The following is a 16,988-nucleotide window of genomic DNA, read 5'->3' on the forward strand; positions in this document are numbered from 1 at the left end:
CATGCGTATCGCACACTTCTTCATCGATCGTCCGCGGTTTGCCACGGTAATCAGTTGTTTTCTGACGTTGATTGGCCTGGGTGCAATGATCGTTCGGCCCGTTGCCCAATATCCGGAAATCGTTCCTCCCACCGTGACGATTGCCACCACCTATCCTGGCGCGTCAGCCCAAACCATCGCACGAACCGTTGCGACGCCGCTCGAAGAGAAAATCAACGGCGTCGAGAACATGCTTTACATGAACAGTCAGTCCACCGGCGACGGAAAACTGACAATCACCGTGACCTTTCGCATCGGCACCGACCTGAATGTCGCACAGATGCTGACGCAAAATCGCGTTCAGGATGCGATGCCCAGATTGCCGGAAGACGTGCAACGCCTTGGTGTTCAGGTACGCAAGGCCACACCGTCCATCCTGATGATGGTGCACCTCTATTCGCCCGACCAGTCGCACGATACGCTCTATCTGTCCAACTACGCGACCTTGCACGTCACGGACCCGCTTGCCAGATTGCAAGGCGTGGGTGACGTTCAGATCGTCGGAGCGCGTGAGTATGCGATGCGGATCTGGCTCGATCCCGACAAGGTCGCATCCAATCACCTGACTGCCGCGGAAGTGCTGAGCGTGTTGCGCGCCCAGAACCAGCAGGTGTCGGCCGGTATCCTGAACCAGCCCCCGGTGCCGGGAGAGGGCGCGTATCAGATCAATGTCGAGGCGCTTGGCCGTCTGACGACACCGGAGCAATTCGGCGACATTGTTCTGAAGGCCGACAACCTGGGGCGTGTCACGCATCTGCGGGATGTCGGTCGCATCGAAGTCGGCGCAGCGGACTACGGGTCCAGGTCTTTCGTCGACAAGACCGATGCGATATCGCTTCTGGTCTACGCCGAACCCGGCGCCAACTCACTCGTCGTCGAGCACGAGGTGCTCGACGCGATGAAGGGCCTGCAACAGGATTTCCCGTCGGGCGTCCAGTACAAGATTGTCTACGATCCGACCATCTTCATTGCCAAGTCCGTCCACGAAGTCATCGTGACGATCTTTGTGGCGATTCTCCTCGTCGTTGGGGTGGTATTCGTCTTCCTGCAGAACTGGCGGGCAACGATCATCCCGGTGATAGCGATCCCCGTGTCGCTGCTGGCCTCGTTCATTGTGTTGGCCATCTTCGGGATCTCGATCAACAATCTGTCGCTGTTCGGCCTGGTCCTCGCGGTCGGCATCGTGGTGGACGATGCGATCGTGGTCGTCGAGAATGTCGAGCGCAATATGCGCGCTGGCATGTCCGCGGTCGAGGCGGCCCATCGAACCATGGACGAGGTCGGGGGCGCCTTGCTGTCGATTGCGTTGACACTGTGCGCGGTGTTCGTCCCCTCGGCGTTTCTGAGCGGCATCTCAGGTCTCTTCTTCCGCCAGTTCGCGGTGACGATCGCCGCGTCCACGATCGTCTCCTGTTTCGTTTCCCTGACGCTGAGTCCCGCACTGTGCGCGGTGCTCTTCAAGGGGCACGATCCTCACACGAACCAGACTGCTGTCGCGCCTATTCGATGGCTCAACGCCGGCTTCGGGCGCTTCAACCGCGTATTCGACCGGATTTCGCACGGCTATGGGAATCTCACACGCCGCGTGGTGCGGGCGCTGGGTGTCGTGCTTGCGCTGTACGCGATCTTGATCGTCGCGACCGGATTCGAGTTTTCGCACACCCCGACGGGCTTCATCCCTGAGCAGGATCAGGGATACCTGATCACGATCGTTCAGTTGCCTGCCGGCGCATCGCTTGGCCGCACGGAGAAAGTGGTTCGCCAGGCGATGGACATCATTCTCAGCACGCGCGGCAACGAGCATGATGCGCCGTTCGTCGGGCTCGATGCCACCACGCTGACAGTCGCGTCGAATTCAGGAACCATCTTTTCCGGGTTGCCTTCCCTGTACAACCATGACGTACCGGGCCTGACGGCGCGCTCGGTGCTGGTCGACCTGCGCAAGAATCTCTCGGTGATTAAAGACGCCTACGTGCTCACGATCCCCCCTCCGCCTGTGCAGGGTCTCGGAAACGCAGGGGGCTTCAAGATGATGCTCGAAGATCGCGACGGGCTAGGACCGGACGCGCTCATGCATGCGGCCAGGGCGCTGGTGGGTGCAGCGAACAAGGATCCCAGCTTTGCGGGCGTCTTCACCCTTTTCAACGCGGGCTCGCCTTCGATATTTGCTGACGTCGACCGCGTGAAAGCCGAGAAAGTCGGTCTCACGCCCAATGATATTTTTTCGGCGCTGCAGGTTTATCTCGGCTCGCAGTACGTCAACGACTTCAACTACCTCGGAAGAACTTACGAAGTGGTGGTTCAGGCTGACGGCCAGTTCCGCCGGAGTGCGGACGATATCGCGCGCCTTAAGGTTAGAAATGCAGGCGGCGACATGATTCCGATCGGAACGGTGGCGCGTATGGAAGACCGCACGATCCCGTATCGGGTCCCTCGCTACAATCTCTATCCTGCCGCGGAAGTTCAAGGCGTGGCTGCGCCGGGTATTGCCACGGGCGTCGCGCTGCACAGGATGGAAGAGCTCGCTCACCAGGTGCTGCCTCAGGGCATCAGCTTCGAATGGACGGAACTCGCTTACCAGCAGGAACAGCGCGGGACGCCCACGCTGCTGGTGTTTGGTGCGGCGGCCCTGTTCGTCTTTCTCGTACTGGTCGCGCAATACGAGAGCTGGAAGCTTCCGCTTGCGATCGTTCTGATCGTGCCGATGTGTATTCTTGCGTCCGTCTCGGGTCTCGCGATTCGAGGCATGTCGATCGACATCCTCGCGCAGATCGGTTTCGTCGTCCTGGTCGGGCTGGCCGCGAAGAACGCCATCCTGATCGTCGAGTTCGCGCGGCAGAAAGAAGCTGAAGGTCACACGACAATCGATGCGACCGTACACGCCGCGCGTACCCGTCTGCGGCCGATCCTCATGACGTCTTTCGCCTTCATTCTGGGCGTTGCGCCGCTCGCAGTCGCCACGGGTGCCGGCGCGGAAATGCGTCAGTCGCTGGGTACCGCCGTTCTGTTCGGCATGTTGGGCGTGACCTGTTTCGGTCTGCTTTTCACACCCGCTTTCTATGTTTTCGTACGCAAGTTCGGCCATCAGGAGCATGCATGAAGACGCCACTTGTCAGCAGATCTCCGCAGGCGCGCGTGGTGCGGGAAGGACGCCGCTTCGTTCGGCTGTTGCCAGGAAGCTTTGCTGGTCCGGCCGCACTGCGAACGCTCTCGATCACGGCGATGGCTGTCGCGGCATTGAGCGGATGTGCCGTTGGTCCGAACTACGTTGCCCCGAAGCAGGCCTTCGCTCCGTTTCGCCATGCCGGCGATGCGAAGTCCGCGAACGGCGAGCGTGTCAGTCCTCCTCTGGATGTCTGGTGGACGGGTTTCAACGATCCGGTCCTTGCGAAGGTGGTGCAGAAGGCTCTCGATCAGAATCTCGATCTGGCAGCCGCGCTCGCGCGGGTTCAGCAATCTCGCGCCGCCGCGCAGGCGGCCGGCGCGCAACTGCTGCCGTCGGCAGAACTGGATGCTGGCGTCGCGGCCATTCACCAGAGTCTTCAAAGTCCACTGGGTTCGATCGCGCGGCAGTTCCCTGATTACAACCGCGATCAACGTGAGTACAACGTCGGAGCGGCGGCGAGCTGGGAAATCGATGTCGCCGGTGGTTTGCGCCGTGCATCCGCGGCTGCCCGCGACGAGATGGATGCAGCCGAAGCCGAGCAAATGGGGACTCGAGTGACGGTGGCAGCGGATGCGGCAGACGCGTACCTGCAAATACGGGGCTTCCAGGCAAGATTGGCCGTTGCAAACGATCAGATCGCGACAGACGGGCAACTGCTGCAGCTCGTTCAGGTGAAAAGACGTTCGGGGTCGACTTCAGGGCGGGAGGTTGCACAGGCAGAGGCCCTGCTCCTGCAGGCGAGGACCACCGTCCCATCGCTGCGTATCGCGCTGGAGGCCCAGTTGAACCGCCTCGACGTGCTGCTCGGCGAGCAGCCGGGCACGAGTGAAAGCGACCTCGCGGGCTTTGGCGAGATTCCGTCGATACCTGCGATTCCGGCAGACGAGGCCCCGCAGGAGGTGCTTCGCAGACGTCCCGACATCATCGCTGCAGAGCGGCGTCTTGCCGCTTCCAATGAGAGAATCGGTGCGGCTTTGTCGGACTACTACCCGAAAATATCCGTCTCGGGCATTCTGGGCTTTGACAGCCTGACAACGAATCACCTGTTTTCGGCGCAGTCATTCCAGCCGCTGGGTACTGGGGCGCTCAAGTGGCGGCTCTTCGATTTCGGTCGGGTCGATGCCGAGGTCAGGCAGGCGCGGGGCGCGAACGCAGAGGCTCTCGCCGAATATCGACTCGCTGCGCTGAAGGCCGCGGAAGACGTCGAGAATGCGTTTGTGTCGCTGTCTCAGACAGGATTGCGTCTTCAGGCACTGCAGGGCGAAGTCACGTCGCTGACGCGTGCGCGTGACCTGTCGCAACGTACTTACGAAGCAGGCTCGATCCCTCTTACCGATGTGCTTGACGCAGACAGGCAACTGCTGTCCGCCCGTGACGATCTGGACAGCACGCGAGCCGACGAAGCACGCGCCGCCGTACGGACGTTCCGGGCGCTGGGTGGCGGATGGAGCGCAGCCGTTACGACCGCGTCCTCCAGATAAGCCCATGCGCGAGCCGCTACACCCGGAAATAGCCAATGGCGTAAATGACTATAAAGTTGTCGCTTCCGCCAGTGCCATTCTTGCGGCTCCGATATTAGAGTGATCCCTGTTGTCCAACGCAACGAAACTTGATCAAGGAGATCACTCATGAAAGTCTTTGCTATCGCCTCCGCTAAACCGACCCTCACGCCCGAGAAGATTCAGCAGCACATGTCGAACGAAGTGCCGGCCACACTCAAGCTCTATCTCGATGGCAAGGTTGAGCAATTCTGGTTCCGGGATAAGGGCGGCCCGATCTTTCTGATGAACGTCGAGTCCGTCGAACAAGCCAAGGCAACGCTAGATGCGTTGCCGCTGGTAGCCGACGGACTCATGTCCTACGAGTTTCTGCCGGTCGGCCCGCTTATGCCACTGGGCATGCTGATCAAGTAACCAACCTCAGTACGGAAGGTCACTACCGGGAGCCGCACGTGCCATACGTGCGGCTCCGGCTCTTTCGTGGGATCTGCGGCCGCGGATCCGGGCGGAGCGCTTATGTCTTGAGCTTTGCCAGCAGTGACTGTCCCAACGCCGCGGCCGGTTCGAACTTGTCGCGTGTGCGTGTGTACTGAGCGCCTTCCATGCGGCCAATCAGATCCATATTCGCCGCGTCGATATGAAGGCGCTCGGCATCGAGCATCGCTTCATCGCGGACATGCAGCATGACGATACGGCCCAGAATCAGGCTGAAGTTTCCCAGTCGTATTTCCTGCATGAACTTGCATTCGAACGAAGCCGGACTCTCAGCGATTCGCGGCGGGTTAACCCGTTCGCTGGGCAAAGTGGGGAGTCCGACGACCGAGACCTCGCTGACGTGTGAGGGGAACGGCATTGAGCTGGCCCGCATCTTCTCTGCCGACGAGAACGGTACTAGATTGACAACGAATTCTTCCGTCGCGCGGATGTTCAGGCAAGTGTCTTTTGGCTGCGTCGGTGAATGTCGGCCAACGCCGATGGCGAGCGTCGCCGGCTCTGTTCCAAATGCGTTGAAAAAGGAAAACGGCGCGGCATTGACTACACCGTTTCTATCCTGGGATGTCACCCATGCGATAGGGCGCGGCAATACTGTTCCCAGCATGAGCTTGTATCGCGTATCTTCATTCAGGGCTTCGAAATCGAACTTCACGGCAATTCTCCGATACTGGTGCTGGATGGGCTGGGTTCGCAACGAACTTGTATGCCAGGGCGAGGGTTCAAGCGACCGTGCGAGAGAGCCTGAAATCGCCGAGGTCGGCTGAGATAAGCAAGCGGTCTTTCAGCGGCGCGCCGTCGAGTCCGCGGGCATAGATGCGGCGGCGCGTGGGGAACACCAATCCCTCGACGTTTTGATGCCCGAACAGATAGTGCGCGGCGCCCAGATTCTGACGAGCGTCTACCGTATAGTCCTGCCGACGCATCAGGCCTTTGTCGTCGAAATAATGCACCTGCTCTGTCGAATGGGACGGATAAGATACCGGGTAAGTCACCTTTAATGCACGCCACGTTTCGTCGCCTTCCACCAACGGTTCGATTTCCTCGCATTTCATGCCGTCCTCGAGGAAAGAGAACGGCAAGGTCAAGTACATCCACAACGAGTAACCAAGAAAGTAGAGCACCTGGGGCGCACTCCACGCGGTCCCGAGGGGCATCGTAGTCAAGGTCTCGCGGGGATGGTCCAGACCTTCGACGAGGGTGCCGTCGAATGACTCGATCGACGTGCGATGGGGGCGGTAAATGCCTCGTTGCCCGGGAGCCGCGAACGGTTCGAACAGGGTCATCTGCTCACGAGTGTCGACACTGACTCGCATCGGGATCGCTGCAACAGACTCTCCGACCGGCCCCCTTTGCTTGAAGCCAAGACCAGAAACGGAGAAAGCCGCGGATATTCGATGTACGCCGTTCCATCGTTCGAGCCCACCTTGGGCTTCGATTACAGACTTCAAAAAATCTTGCATCTGTTTGCCTCGTTCGGTGCGTGTACTGTTTCTGATCCATGCGGCGCCGATGGGTTGTTCCAGCCGTAGCTTTCGACGCGCACGATGGCTTAGTGTAGCGACCGGAGGCAGTAGCGGCTATCGTCACAAACGACAATTTTGTTTGTGTTTACGCCAGACGTGTCGGCGCGCGCGCGAGGTTGAATGCGGCGATGCACGCATGCGTGCGGGCTTCAACCGCCTTGCCGCGCAGGCGTGATCTGTGACTTGACACACGTGTTTGCGCTTCGGGACCTTGGAATAAACCCACAGTGAGCGGCGTTGTCGTAACGTCAGCGAGACGCGTCCGTGATTGCGGCTACAGACAGCATTGACCATGGGGCCGTGAAGCGCAGTCGAGTTACCGCGCGGCTGATTGTGTTGACTCGCAATCCAAAGGAACAAGCAAATGAATTCGTCGCCGAAGGCGGCTGTATCGAGCGCAGAGCGTCCATTGGGCGCAGTGGAAAAGCTATTTTATCTACTTGATCGGAATCACCCGACGCACCTGGCGATCATCGGCGAGGTGGACGGACCAACCCGTATCGAGCAATGGCAGAGCGCTCTGGATAGCGTGGCACAGCACTGCCCGCTGGTCTGGTCACGGATCGAAACAGACAGCCGCGGTCAGCCGGCATTCCGGCCTGTCGCTCCAGGGGCGATTCCGATGAGGGTCGTCTCCTTGAGCGAATCTGGCTGGACCGACGAAGTCGGCATGCAGATGGCGCTGCCGTTCGACACGCTCCAGTCACCACTCCTGCGCGCAACTCTGCTGCACGCTCCAGAGCGCGCGATCATCATTCTTGCCGCGCATCATTCGATCGCAGATGGTGCGTCGCTGTCGTTTTTTCTCGCTGACCTGCTCCGTTCAATGTCTAAGCAGGCGCTTGTCTGTAGCCGTGAAAGCCGGTCCCTGGAGCATCTTGTCAAACTCATGTATGGACCGTACCCGGCGCCGATGGCGTCCGACGGTGCGCGGACTGTGCAAGCTGTGCGACCACCCACGGCATACCGGCATGCAGACGGTACGGCGCCGCGTATTTCGGCACGACGCCTGACACCGGGAATGACGCTCAGCTTGCGCGATCGCGCGAAAGCAGAACGGACCACCGTACACTCGGTATTGGTCGCATCGCTGATGGTGTCGATAAGTCGTGTTTCGCCCGGGACAGGTGGGGCTCCGATCCGGGTAGGGTCACCCATTGATCTGCGCCGGCGGCTTCTTGATCGAAGCGACCATCTAGGGTTGTGCATGAGCAATATAGTTGTCGCTAACGACGGTCCGCATGGCCTTGATTTGTGGGCACACGCACGTTACCTGGGACAAGGTTTCGAGTTTGTTCGGACACCGACGGCGCTCGCTTCCATGGTCGCCGGCTTACGCGATGCCCTGGCTGACGTTCGTGAGACGGAGCTGGCGAAGACGATGTTCTCCGAAGTCGCGGCGGACGAAGCACTGTTGACCAACCTGGGTGTCGTCGATGTGCCGCGGGTCTACGGAAAGCTGAGACTCGAATCGGTATGGGGGCCCTCTGTATGCCGAGGCTTCATCGACGAGCAGGTGATTGGCGCCGCTACGTTTAACGACCAGTTGCAACTGCTTCATACCAGCCATGCGCCGTTTGAGGGGCTGCTCGAGCAAATGGTGAGCGAGATCGAGGTGGCCCTGAGCTTGTCGTAGAAAATGGCGCCTGGATCATTTGATTTACTCATTAGCTGGCTTCCTTCAACGTATGCACGAGAATCGATGCAGCCTTCGAAAGCGAGTGCCCGCGCCGCGTAATGATCGAGATGCGCCGCTCGATTGCGGGCCGGTGAATCTTGATCGCGCGCAGCGCGGCGTCGGCTTCGATATCGACGGTGGATTCCGGCATGATCGCGATGCCCAGTCCGTCGCGTGCAAACCCTAACAGGGTCGAGTTATAGACCGCTTCGTAGGCCGGTTGGATCGCACATTTGACACGCGCGCCAACCTTGTCGACCAGCATCCGCACGCTGCTTTCGCGCACCGGCAGGATCAACGGGAAGGCCGTCAGTTCGGCCAGCGTGTGCGCACGGTCGGCGTCGATTGCATAGTCGGCAGCCACATACGCATAGAAGCGGTCGATCAGCAGCGGCTCGAGCACGACCTCGCGGTCGGTCTTGCTCAGCGAACCAATGCCGAAATCCACGTCGCCGCTTTTGACCAGCTCGACCACATGCTGCGCGACGGTGTCGCGCACGCGCACCGAGAGCCCTGGATAGCTGGTAGTGAGCATGCGTACCGCTTTGGGCAGCAGTTTCGACGCGATCGACGGGATTGTCGCCACCGTGACGACGCCGCGCGCGAGTTCGGACAAATCGCGCGTGTGCAACGCAACCGCATCCATTTCGCGCACGATGCGCTCGAAGCGCGGCAGCAGCTCACGCCCGATCGCGGTCAGCGTGACGTGGCGCCGGTTGCGGTCGAACAGCTGCACGCCGAGTGCGGTTTCGAGCTGGCGGATCTGCACACTCAGCGCCGATTGCGAAAGATGAATCTCAGCCGACGCTTTCGTGAAATTGCCTGCCCGCACGATCGCGAGGCAGGCCTTGATCTGGCGTACGTTCACCAGCATAGCCATGCTCCTGAATGTCGTACGCGCTATAGTAGCCGCGCTCGCGCACTCAGCTCATGATGCCGATCTGCCAGGGCACGAATTCGTGGTCGCCCAGACCCAGCAATTCGCTTTTCGACTGCTCGCCGGACGCGGTGCGCAGCATCAGGTCGAAGATGCGTTCGCCCATTTCCTGCATGGTCGCTTCGCCGTCGAGGATCTCGCCGCAGTTCAGGTCCATGTCGCCGGTCAGCCGGCGGTACATCGGCGTATTCGTAGCGAGCTTGATGCTCGGCACCGGCTTCGCGCCGAACATCGAGCCGCGGCCGGTCGTGAACGCGATCAGGTTGGCGCCGCCGGCAATCTGCCCGGTTGCGGAAACCGGATCGAAGCCTGGCGTGTCCATAAACACGAGGCCTTTGCTCGTTACTGGTTCCGCGTATCGATAGACGTCCATCAACGGCCCCGTGCCGCCTTTCATCGACGAACCGAGCGATTTTTCAAAGATGTTCGCGAGGCCCCCCATCTGGTTGCCCGGGCTCACGCGGCCGTTGATCTGCACGTCGCGGCCCACCGAATACTCCTCTTTCCACCAGCGGATCCGTTCGACCAGCTTTTCGCCGACCGTGCGACTGGCCGCGCGGCGCGTCAGCGTATGTTCGACGCCGTAGATTTCCGGGGTCTCCGACAAGATCGCGGTGCCGCCATGCCGCACCAGAATATCGACCGCAGTGCCCAGCGCAGGATTGGCGGTGATCGACGAGAAGCCGTCGGAGCCACCGCATTGAAGGCCAACTGTCAGGTGGCTGGCGGACACCGTTTGCCGCGTCATGCGATTCGCGTCGGGCAGCATCTCGCGCACCGCAGCGATGCCTGCTTCGATCGTTTCGCGCGTGCCGCCGGTATCCTGCATCACGAAACTGCGCAGCATGCCGCCGATCGGCAAGCGCTCGGCTTCGACCAGGCCGCCGATCTGGTTGCGCTCGCAACCGAGTCCGACGATCAACGCGCCAGCCAGGTTCGCGTTGCGCGCATAGCCGGCGATCGTGCGGCGCAGCAGCGCCATCGGTTCACCGGTCATTTCCATGCCGCAGCCAATCGAATGGCTGAATGCAACCACGCCGTCGACGTTCGGATAATCGGCGAGCCGTTCCGGCGTGAACCATTCGGCGATCTTGCGCACCACCGTCGCCGAGCAGTTGACCGTGGACAGGATGCCGATGAAATTACGGGTCGCGACGCGGCCGTCGGCCCGCACGTATCCCTGGAAGCTTGCGCGTTGCGCGTCGGGCAGCATCTGCACCGGCCGATATTCGCTGGCGTGCGCATAGTCGCGCTCGAACTCGCGGAACTCGGTGTTGTGACTGTGCACCAGCGCGCCGGGTTCGATATCCGCGGCGGCGAAGCCGATCACGACGTTGTATTTGCGGATCGGCTCGCCACGGGCAATCGCGCGCGCGGCGATCTTGTAGCCGGCCTGCACCTGGGCGCGGCTGACGATGTTTTCGCCGGGAATGGCCTCGCCAAGGCCAACGTCGACGCGCGCCACGACAACGTTGTCGTCCGGATGCAGCCGGATTGCGGAGCCGCTTACGCGTTTCTTCGAAGTCTCGATCATGATGGGAAGAGGGTTGCTTGCTGTGGCCTGCGCGGTTTGGGCGCGGAATAGATCTGTTACTGCGAGGTCCGTACTACGAGGTCCGTGCCGCGCGATTCAGGATGCTTCCTCGTCGCGCAGGATCTGCATTGCCTTGCGCAGCGCGGTCTCATACCGGGCACGCGCTTTGGCGATCGACGCGTCGTCCCATTCGTAAAAGCCGCGCCTCGTGGGCGACTTGACGCCGGTGTCGCCGCGTTCGACGAGTTGCTGCATCAACGGCGACGGTGTGGTGTCGGCATTCAGGTACGGGTACATCGTGGCGGCTGCCGCGCAGTGAATGTCGATGCCGGCCAGATCCTTCTGCAATAGCGGCCCCGCTGCGATATAGCGAAAGCCGAAGCCATAGCGCACTGCCAGGTCGACGTCTTCCGCCGACGCGAAGCCTTGCTCGACCAGCGAAATTGCCTCGCGCATCAGCGCATGCTGGATCCGGTTGGCGAGAAAGCCCGGCACATCTCTCTTGACCTGCACGGGTTTCTTGCCGACCCGCCGCATGATGTCGCTGACCTCGAGTGCCACGGCCTCGTCGGACACGTCGCTGCGCACGACCTCGACCGCCGGCACCAGATGCGCCGGCATGAAGAAATGCAGGCCCAGCATGCGCGCGCGCGTTTTGAGTCCTGCGCCGATGCTGCTGATCGGAAAGCTCGACGAATTGCTGGTAAGCGGCAGGTGCGCGGGCGCTAGCGACTCCAGTTCGGCGAACACGCGCTGCTTGATCTCGAGCTTCTCAGGCGCGCATTCGATCACGATCGACACATCGGACCAGACGATATCGCCGAGCCGGGCCAGCACGTCGAGCCTGCCTTGCGGCTCATCGTGACCCAGCGCATGACACGCTTGCATGCAGCGGTTTTGCAGCGTGTTGCGCGCAGCCGCCGCCGGTTCGACGATCTGCACGTCGCAGCCATTCGTCAGAAAGATCGCCGCGACATCGCAACCCATGATGCCGCCGCCGATCACGACCGCGCTGTCCACCTGTTCCATGCCTGGTCTCCACCATGATTGAGCTTGTCGAGATTCTATTGACCCGGCGGTATTTAATAAAATTGAATGATGCGCACACAGTGATCGCGTTTTACGATAACTGATGCCGTCCGCGGCGTGGTTGCGTGTGCGTTGCATTACCATGAGCCGGACGAATGCCTGGTTGCATGATTTCCTTCGATGGATGGGAGGCGACATGAATACCTTCAATGCGCGAAGCGCGCGGCCCGCACTTGCATCGCTTTGTGTGGCCGCCTGTGTTGTGCTGGGCAGTTGCGGGGGCAGCTTCTGTGTCGGGCTCAACGGATGTACGGGGACCTTCGTGCCGCCGAACGTAACGCTCGCCGGTACGGCTGCGACAGGTAAAGCGCTGGCGAGCGCCACAGTAAGTGTGAATTGTGCGCAGGGAGCAGGCTCCACGCTTTCAGATGGTGGCGGCAACTACAGCATTACGCTCAGCGCGACACTGCCTTGCGTTCTGACGGCGGTCTCCGGCGGCACGACGCTGCATTCGGTAGCGTTTGCAGGCGGCACGTTCAATGTGACGCCGCAGACTGACTTGCTGCTGGTCTATCTCGCCGGACAATTGAATACGACAGAAGCGGGCTTGCTCGCGGGTTTTCAGAGCAACTTTGGGTTTGCGCAGGTATTGGCAAATCAAGGCGACGTGCTGGCCGCGCAAGCGGCAGTGGTTGCGAATCTGCAGCAACGCTATGCAGTTACGTTGACGGTGCCCGCCTTCCTGACGACGCGGTTCGTAGTGGGGCAGGCAGGGGTAGATAGCGATCTCGAAGCACTGGCCGCGGCCGGGGCGATCGACGTCAACGGCATGCCCAACGCGGCCGCGGTTTCGTTGCTGGCCGCAGCCGGGGCGGCGCATCCGCTTGCTACGGTGTCGCCGGCGCCTATGCCGTCATCGGGTGGGAGCGGCAGCACGAGTGGGGCAAGCGGCGGCATGATGTGATGCGATGAACACGCGGCGAAAATTTTTGACACTCACGTCAACTTGAGCGTCGCCACTCCCAGCAGGATCACCAGCGCAGCGAGCGGACGGGCGATGCCACTGCGCTCTTTCAGAATCAGCATCGAAATCGCGATGCCGAACAGGATTGCCGTTTCCCGCAACGCGGCGACCATCGCGATCGGCGCTTGCGTCATGGCCCACAGCACCAGCGCATAGGAGGCCACGGTGCAGGCGCCGCCCGTCAATACGAGATGCCAGCGGGCCCGAAAATGGCGCAACGCAGCGGCGCGCCGGCGTATCAGCACCCACAGCAGAACCGGCGGCCCTGCCAGCACGAACATCCACATCGTGTACGAAGCGGGATGCCCCGCGAGGCGCACCCCGGTGCCGTCGACCAGCGTATAGGCCGCAATGATCAGCGCGTTGCACAGGGCAAGACGAGTGGTGCGCGCCGTATTGCCGGTTGCCGAATGCACCAGCAGCAAACCGAAGATCCCGCCGCAGATCAGCAGAATGCCGCCCCATTCGCCCGCCGTCAGACGTTCGCCGATCAACGGTCCGCTTGCCAGCGCGACGATCAACGGCGGCGCGCCGCGCATCAGCGGGTAGGCATGGCTCATGTCGCCGCTGCGATAGGCGGCGCCGATCAGCAGGAAATAGACAACATGGATCACCGACGATGCCACCATGTACGGCCAGCTGGCCATGGCCGGCAAGGGCAAGAACGGCACCGTGAGCGCACATAGCGCAGCCGCGCTGGCGGTGACGAACACGACGTCGAACCAGGTGTCCGGACTCGACTTCACGAGCGCGTTCCAGCTCGCATGCAGCAAGGCCGCGAATAAAACGAGCAGCATCACGCCAGTAGACATCGATAGCCTCCACTTAACATGTCAGCAGAATATCTATCTTGAACCGGCGTGACAAACCAGATAAATTGGCCTGTTAGGTTAATTTAACTATCGTGATGCGTAGAGAGCGCAGATGAAACGCGTATTGCCTCCCCTCAATGCATTGAGAGCCTTCGAGGCCGCTGGCCGGCTCGGCAGCTTCAAGGACGCAGCCGTCGAATTGCACGTCACGCATGGCGCGATCAGCCAGCATATTCGTCAACTCGAAATGTGGCTTGGGGCACCGTTGTTCGAGCGGCACAACCGGCGCATCGTGCTGACGCCTGCAGCCAGACGCTATCTGGGCGAAATTGCGCCGTTGTTCGAGCAGATGTCGCAGGCCACCGCTCAATACGGTGTGCCGGCGGCGGTGTCGCGTACGCTCAACATCAATGCGGTGGCCTCCTTCACATTGCGATGGCTGGTGCCGAGACTCGCCGCATTTCACCTCGAGCATCCCGGCGTGCATGTGAAAGTGGAAACGTCGAGCGAGTCGGTGGAGAGTTTGCAAGGCAACTACGACGTCATCATCCGGGGCGGCCCCGACACGTTCTATGGTTACGCGATGCGGCCTTTCCTCGCGGAACAGCGTGTGCCTGTCTGCAGCCCGGCGCTGGTGCGGCGCGTACCGCTGCGCGAGCCGAACGATCTGCGCATGCATACGCTGCTGCACGCATCGAGTTTGCCCCGGCTGTGGCCGGACTGGTTTGCCGGCGCGGGTATCGCCGAACTCAACCCGGGCGCTGCGCTGACCTTCGATCATTTCTATCTGACCTTGCAGGCGGCCATCGACGGCTTAGGCGTAGCAATGGGCCCGACCGCACTGATCGCCGACGATCTCGCCGCCGGCCGCCTGATCATGCCGTTCGACGCGCCGCGCTTGCCGTCGCGCAGCTACTGCACCTACATTCCGGACGACAGGTCGACGGACCCAATGGTGCTGTTGTTCCGCGCATGGCTCGAGCACGAAGGCGCATGTGCAACGGCATAGCGGTGCCGCGCCAAGCCTGCAGCCGATAGGCCGATTCAATTGGCATCCTGACTTTTGCCCACCTGTAATTTGGACTACGCGAATTCATTTGGGCAGACGGCAGTGACGGGATGCGGCCATGCTTAGGCCACATCGAATGGCACGCCTCGCTCGACGAATCAACAACAATTCGAAAGCGAGGCATTCGTGAGACCATTTCCCGTCCTGATTGCCGCTTTGACCGGCGCGCTTGTCTGCGTCGCGTCTGAAGCCGCCGACATCTCCGGTGCCGGCAGCACCTTTGCCGCACCGCTGTACAACCGATGGGCCGCCGATTATCAGAAGGCCGGCGGCGGCAAGGTCCGCTACCAGGCGGTCGGCTCGTCGAATGGTCTGAAGCTGGTGCTGGCGAAGCAGGTCGATTTCGCCGGCTCGGATGCGCCGCTTACCGATGACGAACTCGCAAGGGAATCGTTGCGGCAGTTTCCGACTGTGATCGGTGCGGTGGTGCCGGTGGTCAATCTGCCTGGCATCAAGGCGGGGCAGCTGACGCTATCGGGCGCGGTGCTCGGCGATATTTTTCTCGGCAAGATTCTCTTCTGGGACGACCCCGCGATTGTTCAGCTCAATCCGAAGCTCAAGCTGCCCGATACGCCGATCGCCGTGGTGCGCCGGCAGGACGGTTCCGGCACTACGCTGATCTGGACGCACTATCTTTCGCAGGTCAGCCCGGCATGGAAGCTCAAGGTGGGCGAAGGCACCAGCGTGCACTGGCCGCTTGGCATCGGCGGCAAGGGAAACGAGGGCGTGGCGACTTATGTCGGCTATCTGCCCGGCGCGATTGGCTACGTTGCGTGGGACTTCACCAAGCAGAACCACATGACCTACATCGCGATGCTGAATGCTGAAGGGGTGAGCGTTCAACCGGGCGTGCCGAGCTTCAAGGCAGCCGCTGCTGCCGCCGACTGGTCGTCGCTGCGGCAGACCGGCACCAATCAGCCGGGCAAGGAGGCCTGGCCGGTGATGGGCGCCACTTACGTATTGCTTCACACCTCGCCAGACGATGCGGCGCAGCGCGCCGCGACGCTGAAATTTTTCGACTGGGCATTCGAGCACGACGGACAGGCTGTGCGCGAGCTGGACTACGTGCCGTTGCCGGAAGCCGTGGTAGCGGGCATCCGTTCGCAATGGCGTGCAAACGCCAGCGATGCCGGCACACACAAGCTGTCGGGCCAATGACGCGCGAACGCGTCACGGCGACGCATTAGCGCGGCCGGTCGCCTTTTAGCGTGATGCGATGCATCACACGTCTGAAGCCGTGATAGTCGTTGACGGGATTGTGCTGCGCCGAGCGGTTGTCCCAGAACGCGATCGCATTCGGCGTCCACGCAAAGCGGCAGGTGAATTCCGGTTTCACCTGATGCCGGAACAGAAACTCGAGCAGCGGCGCACTCTCTTCGCTGGTCATTCCCTTGATGCCGACCGTATGCGCAACGTTCACGTAAAGACCTTTGCGTCCGGTTTCCGGATGTGTGCGTACCAGCGGATGCTCGGCGACATAGACTTCGGCGCGGCTGTCCTTGCCGTCGCTGCGGATACGGTCTTCACGCGTGCGCGACACGTCCGCCTTTGCGGACGAACTGATACCGGTCAAGCCATCGAGCAGGCGCTGCATGGTGCCCGATAGTGCGTCGTACGCGAGCTGCTGATTGGCGAACAGCGTGTCGCCGCCATACGGCGGCACTTCGCGCGACAACAGCATCGAGCCCATCGGCGGCTCGTCGAGGTAGGTCGTGTCGGAATGCCAGATGCCGCCGAAATTGACGCGCTCGTCTTCCAGCTTTTTGACTTCGATAATGGCGGGAAAGCCTGCGATGCCCTTTACGAACGGATACTCGATTGGTTCGCCCATCGTGGTGGCGAAATCGAGGAACTGTTGTGGGCTGAGTGGCTGGTCGCGCAGAAAAATGACCAGGTGTTCGAGTAGCGCCGCGCGTATCGCGGCGGCTTGTGCACGGCTCAATCCGGCGGACAGTTCGACGTTGGAGATTTCAGCGCCGAGTGCACCGGCAATTCTGCGTATCTGCATTTGCGCTCCCTCGCGTGGCGTGCATGCGCCGCGGCTCTATCAGCGGTCAGATCGGAAGAGCCGTCATGTTACGCGCGAATGCGGCGGCGCGTTGCGGAACTACCATGATGTCGTGCGGGTTGCCGGCACGCGAGCGGCAATGGCCGATACACTGTGCGTTCATCAGGTATGCATC

At 61.3% G+C, this 16,988-nt stretch carries 14 protein-coding genes; 7 read left to right on the forward strand and 7 right to left on the reverse strand.

The features are described from left to right. The first annotated feature begins 1 nt into the window (after position 1). The 3 genes from ACYVNQ_RS04015 to ACYVNQ_RS04025 all read left to right on the forward strand — a co-directional run bounded on the left by ACYVNQ_RS04015 (position 2) and on the right by ACYVNQ_RS04025 (position 5,118). Entirely contained in the window at positions 2 to 3,139 is a 3,138-nt protein-coding gene (locus ACYVNQ_RS04015; RefSeq protein WP_460900978.1) for an efflux RND transporter permease subunit, read from the forward strand. 122 nt (positions 3,140 to 3,261) lie between these two features. Further along, positions 3,262 to 4,686: an efflux transporter outer membrane subunit gene (locus ACYVNQ_RS04020; RefSeq protein WP_460901027.1), complete on the forward strand. Its 1,425-nt coding sequence runs from the start codon at positions 3,262 to 3,264 to the stop codon at positions 4,684 to 4,686. A 147-nt stretch (positions 4,687 to 4,833) separates the two neighbouring features. Beyond that, positions 4,834 to 5,118 (forward strand): hypothetical protein, encoded by a 285-nt coding sequence (locus tag ACYVNQ_RS04025; RefSeq protein ID WP_460900979.1) that lies wholly within the window; start codon positions 4,834 to 4,836, stop codon positions 5,116 to 5,118. A gap of 100 nt (positions 5,119 to 5,218) precedes the next feature. On the opposite strand, the gene ACYVNQ_RS04030 is transcribed toward ACYVNQ_RS04025, so the two are convergent. Both ACYVNQ_RS04030 and ACYVNQ_RS04035 read right to left on the reverse strand, forming a co-directional pair. Continuing rightward, positions 5,219 to 5,851, reverse strand: a complete 633-nt coding sequence (locus tag ACYVNQ_RS04030) for a flavin reductase family protein (RefSeq protein WP_460900980.1) — start codon at positions 5,849 to 5,851, stop codon at positions 5,219 to 5,221. Positions 5,852 to 5,918: 67 nt separating this feature from the next. Next, the gene (locus ACYVNQ_RS04035; protein WP_460900981.1) at positions 5,919 to 6,659 is read right to left on the reverse strand and encodes a hypothetical protein; all 741 of its coding nucleotides are present in this window, start codon (positions 6,657 to 6,659) and stop codon (positions 5,919 to 5,921) included. Positions 6,660 to 7,086: 427 nt separating this feature from the next. On the opposite strand from ACYVNQ_RS04035, the gene ACYVNQ_RS04040 reads away from it, so the two are divergent. Further along, positions 7,087 to 8,358 (forward strand): phthiocerol/phthiodiolone dimycocerosyl transferase family protein, encoded by a 1,272-nt coding sequence (locus tag ACYVNQ_RS04040; RefSeq protein ID WP_460900982.1) that lies wholly within the window; start codon positions 7,087 to 7,089, stop codon positions 8,356 to 8,358. Positions 8,359 to 8,389: 31 nt separating this feature from the next. Here ACYVNQ_RS04040 and ACYVNQ_RS04045 read toward each other — a convergent pair whose 3' ends face one another. The 3 genes from ACYVNQ_RS04045 to ACYVNQ_RS04055 form a co-directional block, all read right to left on the reverse strand. Then, entirely contained in the window at positions 8,390 to 9,274 is an 885-nt protein-coding gene (locus ACYVNQ_RS04045; protein ID WP_460900983.1) for a LysR family transcriptional regulator, read from the reverse strand. 49 nt (positions 9,275 to 9,323) lie between these two features. Then, positions 9,324 to 10,871, reverse strand: coding sequence for a UxaA family hydrolase (locus ACYVNQ_RS04050; protein WP_460900984.1), 1,548 nt, complete (start codon positions 10,869 to 10,871; stop codon positions 9,324 to 9,326). Positions 10,872 to 10,967: 96 nt separating this feature from the next. Next, positions 10,968 to 11,900 carry a 3-hydroxyacyl-CoA dehydrogenase NAD-binding domain-containing protein gene (locus tag ACYVNQ_RS04055; RefSeq protein ID WP_460900985.1) on the reverse strand — a complete coding sequence of 311 codons (933 nt, stop codon included), beginning with the start codon at positions 11,898 to 11,900 and terminating at the stop codon, positions 10,968 to 10,970. Between the two features lie 196 nt (positions 11,901 to 12,096). On the opposite strand from ACYVNQ_RS04055, the gene ACYVNQ_RS04060 reads away from it, so the two are divergent. Beyond that, positions 12,097 to 12,864 (forward strand): hypothetical protein, encoded by a 768-nt coding sequence (locus ACYVNQ_RS04060; protein ID WP_460900986.1) that lies wholly within the window; start codon positions 12,097 to 12,099, stop codon positions 12,862 to 12,864. 32 nt (positions 12,865 to 12,896) lie between these two features. On the opposite strand, the gene ACYVNQ_RS04065 is transcribed toward ACYVNQ_RS04060, so the two are convergent. Continuing rightward, the gene (locus tag ACYVNQ_RS04065; protein WP_460900987.1) at positions 12,897 to 13,736 is read right to left on the reverse strand and encodes an EamA family transporter; all 840 of its coding nucleotides are present in this window, start codon (positions 13,734 to 13,736) and stop codon (positions 12,897 to 12,899) included. A gap of 112 nt (positions 13,737 to 13,848) precedes the next feature. Between ACYVNQ_RS04065 and gcvA the strand changes: the two genes are divergently transcribed. Both gcvA and pstS read left to right on the forward strand, forming a co-directional pair. Continuing rightward, positions 13,849 to 14,745, forward strand: a complete 897-nt coding sequence (gene gcvA / locus ACYVNQ_RS04070) for a transcriptional regulator GcvA (RefSeq protein ID WP_460900988.1) — start codon at positions 13,849 to 13,851, stop codon at positions 14,743 to 14,745. A 186-nt stretch (positions 14,746 to 14,931) separates the two neighbouring features. Then, a complete protein-coding gene (pstS, locus tag ACYVNQ_RS04075; protein ID WP_460900989.1) occupies positions 14,932 to 15,963 on the forward strand; it encodes a phosphate ABC transporter substrate-binding protein PstS in 1,032 nt (343 codons plus the stop codon). A gap of 25 nt (positions 15,964 to 15,988) precedes the next feature. Here pstS and ACYVNQ_RS04080 read toward each other — a convergent pair whose 3' ends face one another. Beyond that, positions 15,989 to 16,813, reverse strand: coding sequence for a TauD/TfdA dioxygenase family protein (locus ACYVNQ_RS04080; protein WP_460900990.1), 825 nt, complete (start codon positions 16,811 to 16,813; stop codon positions 15,989 to 15,991). Between the last annotated feature and the right edge of the window lie 175 nt (positions 16,814 to 16,988).

Source organism: Paraburkholderia jirisanensis (assembly GCF_054782355.1).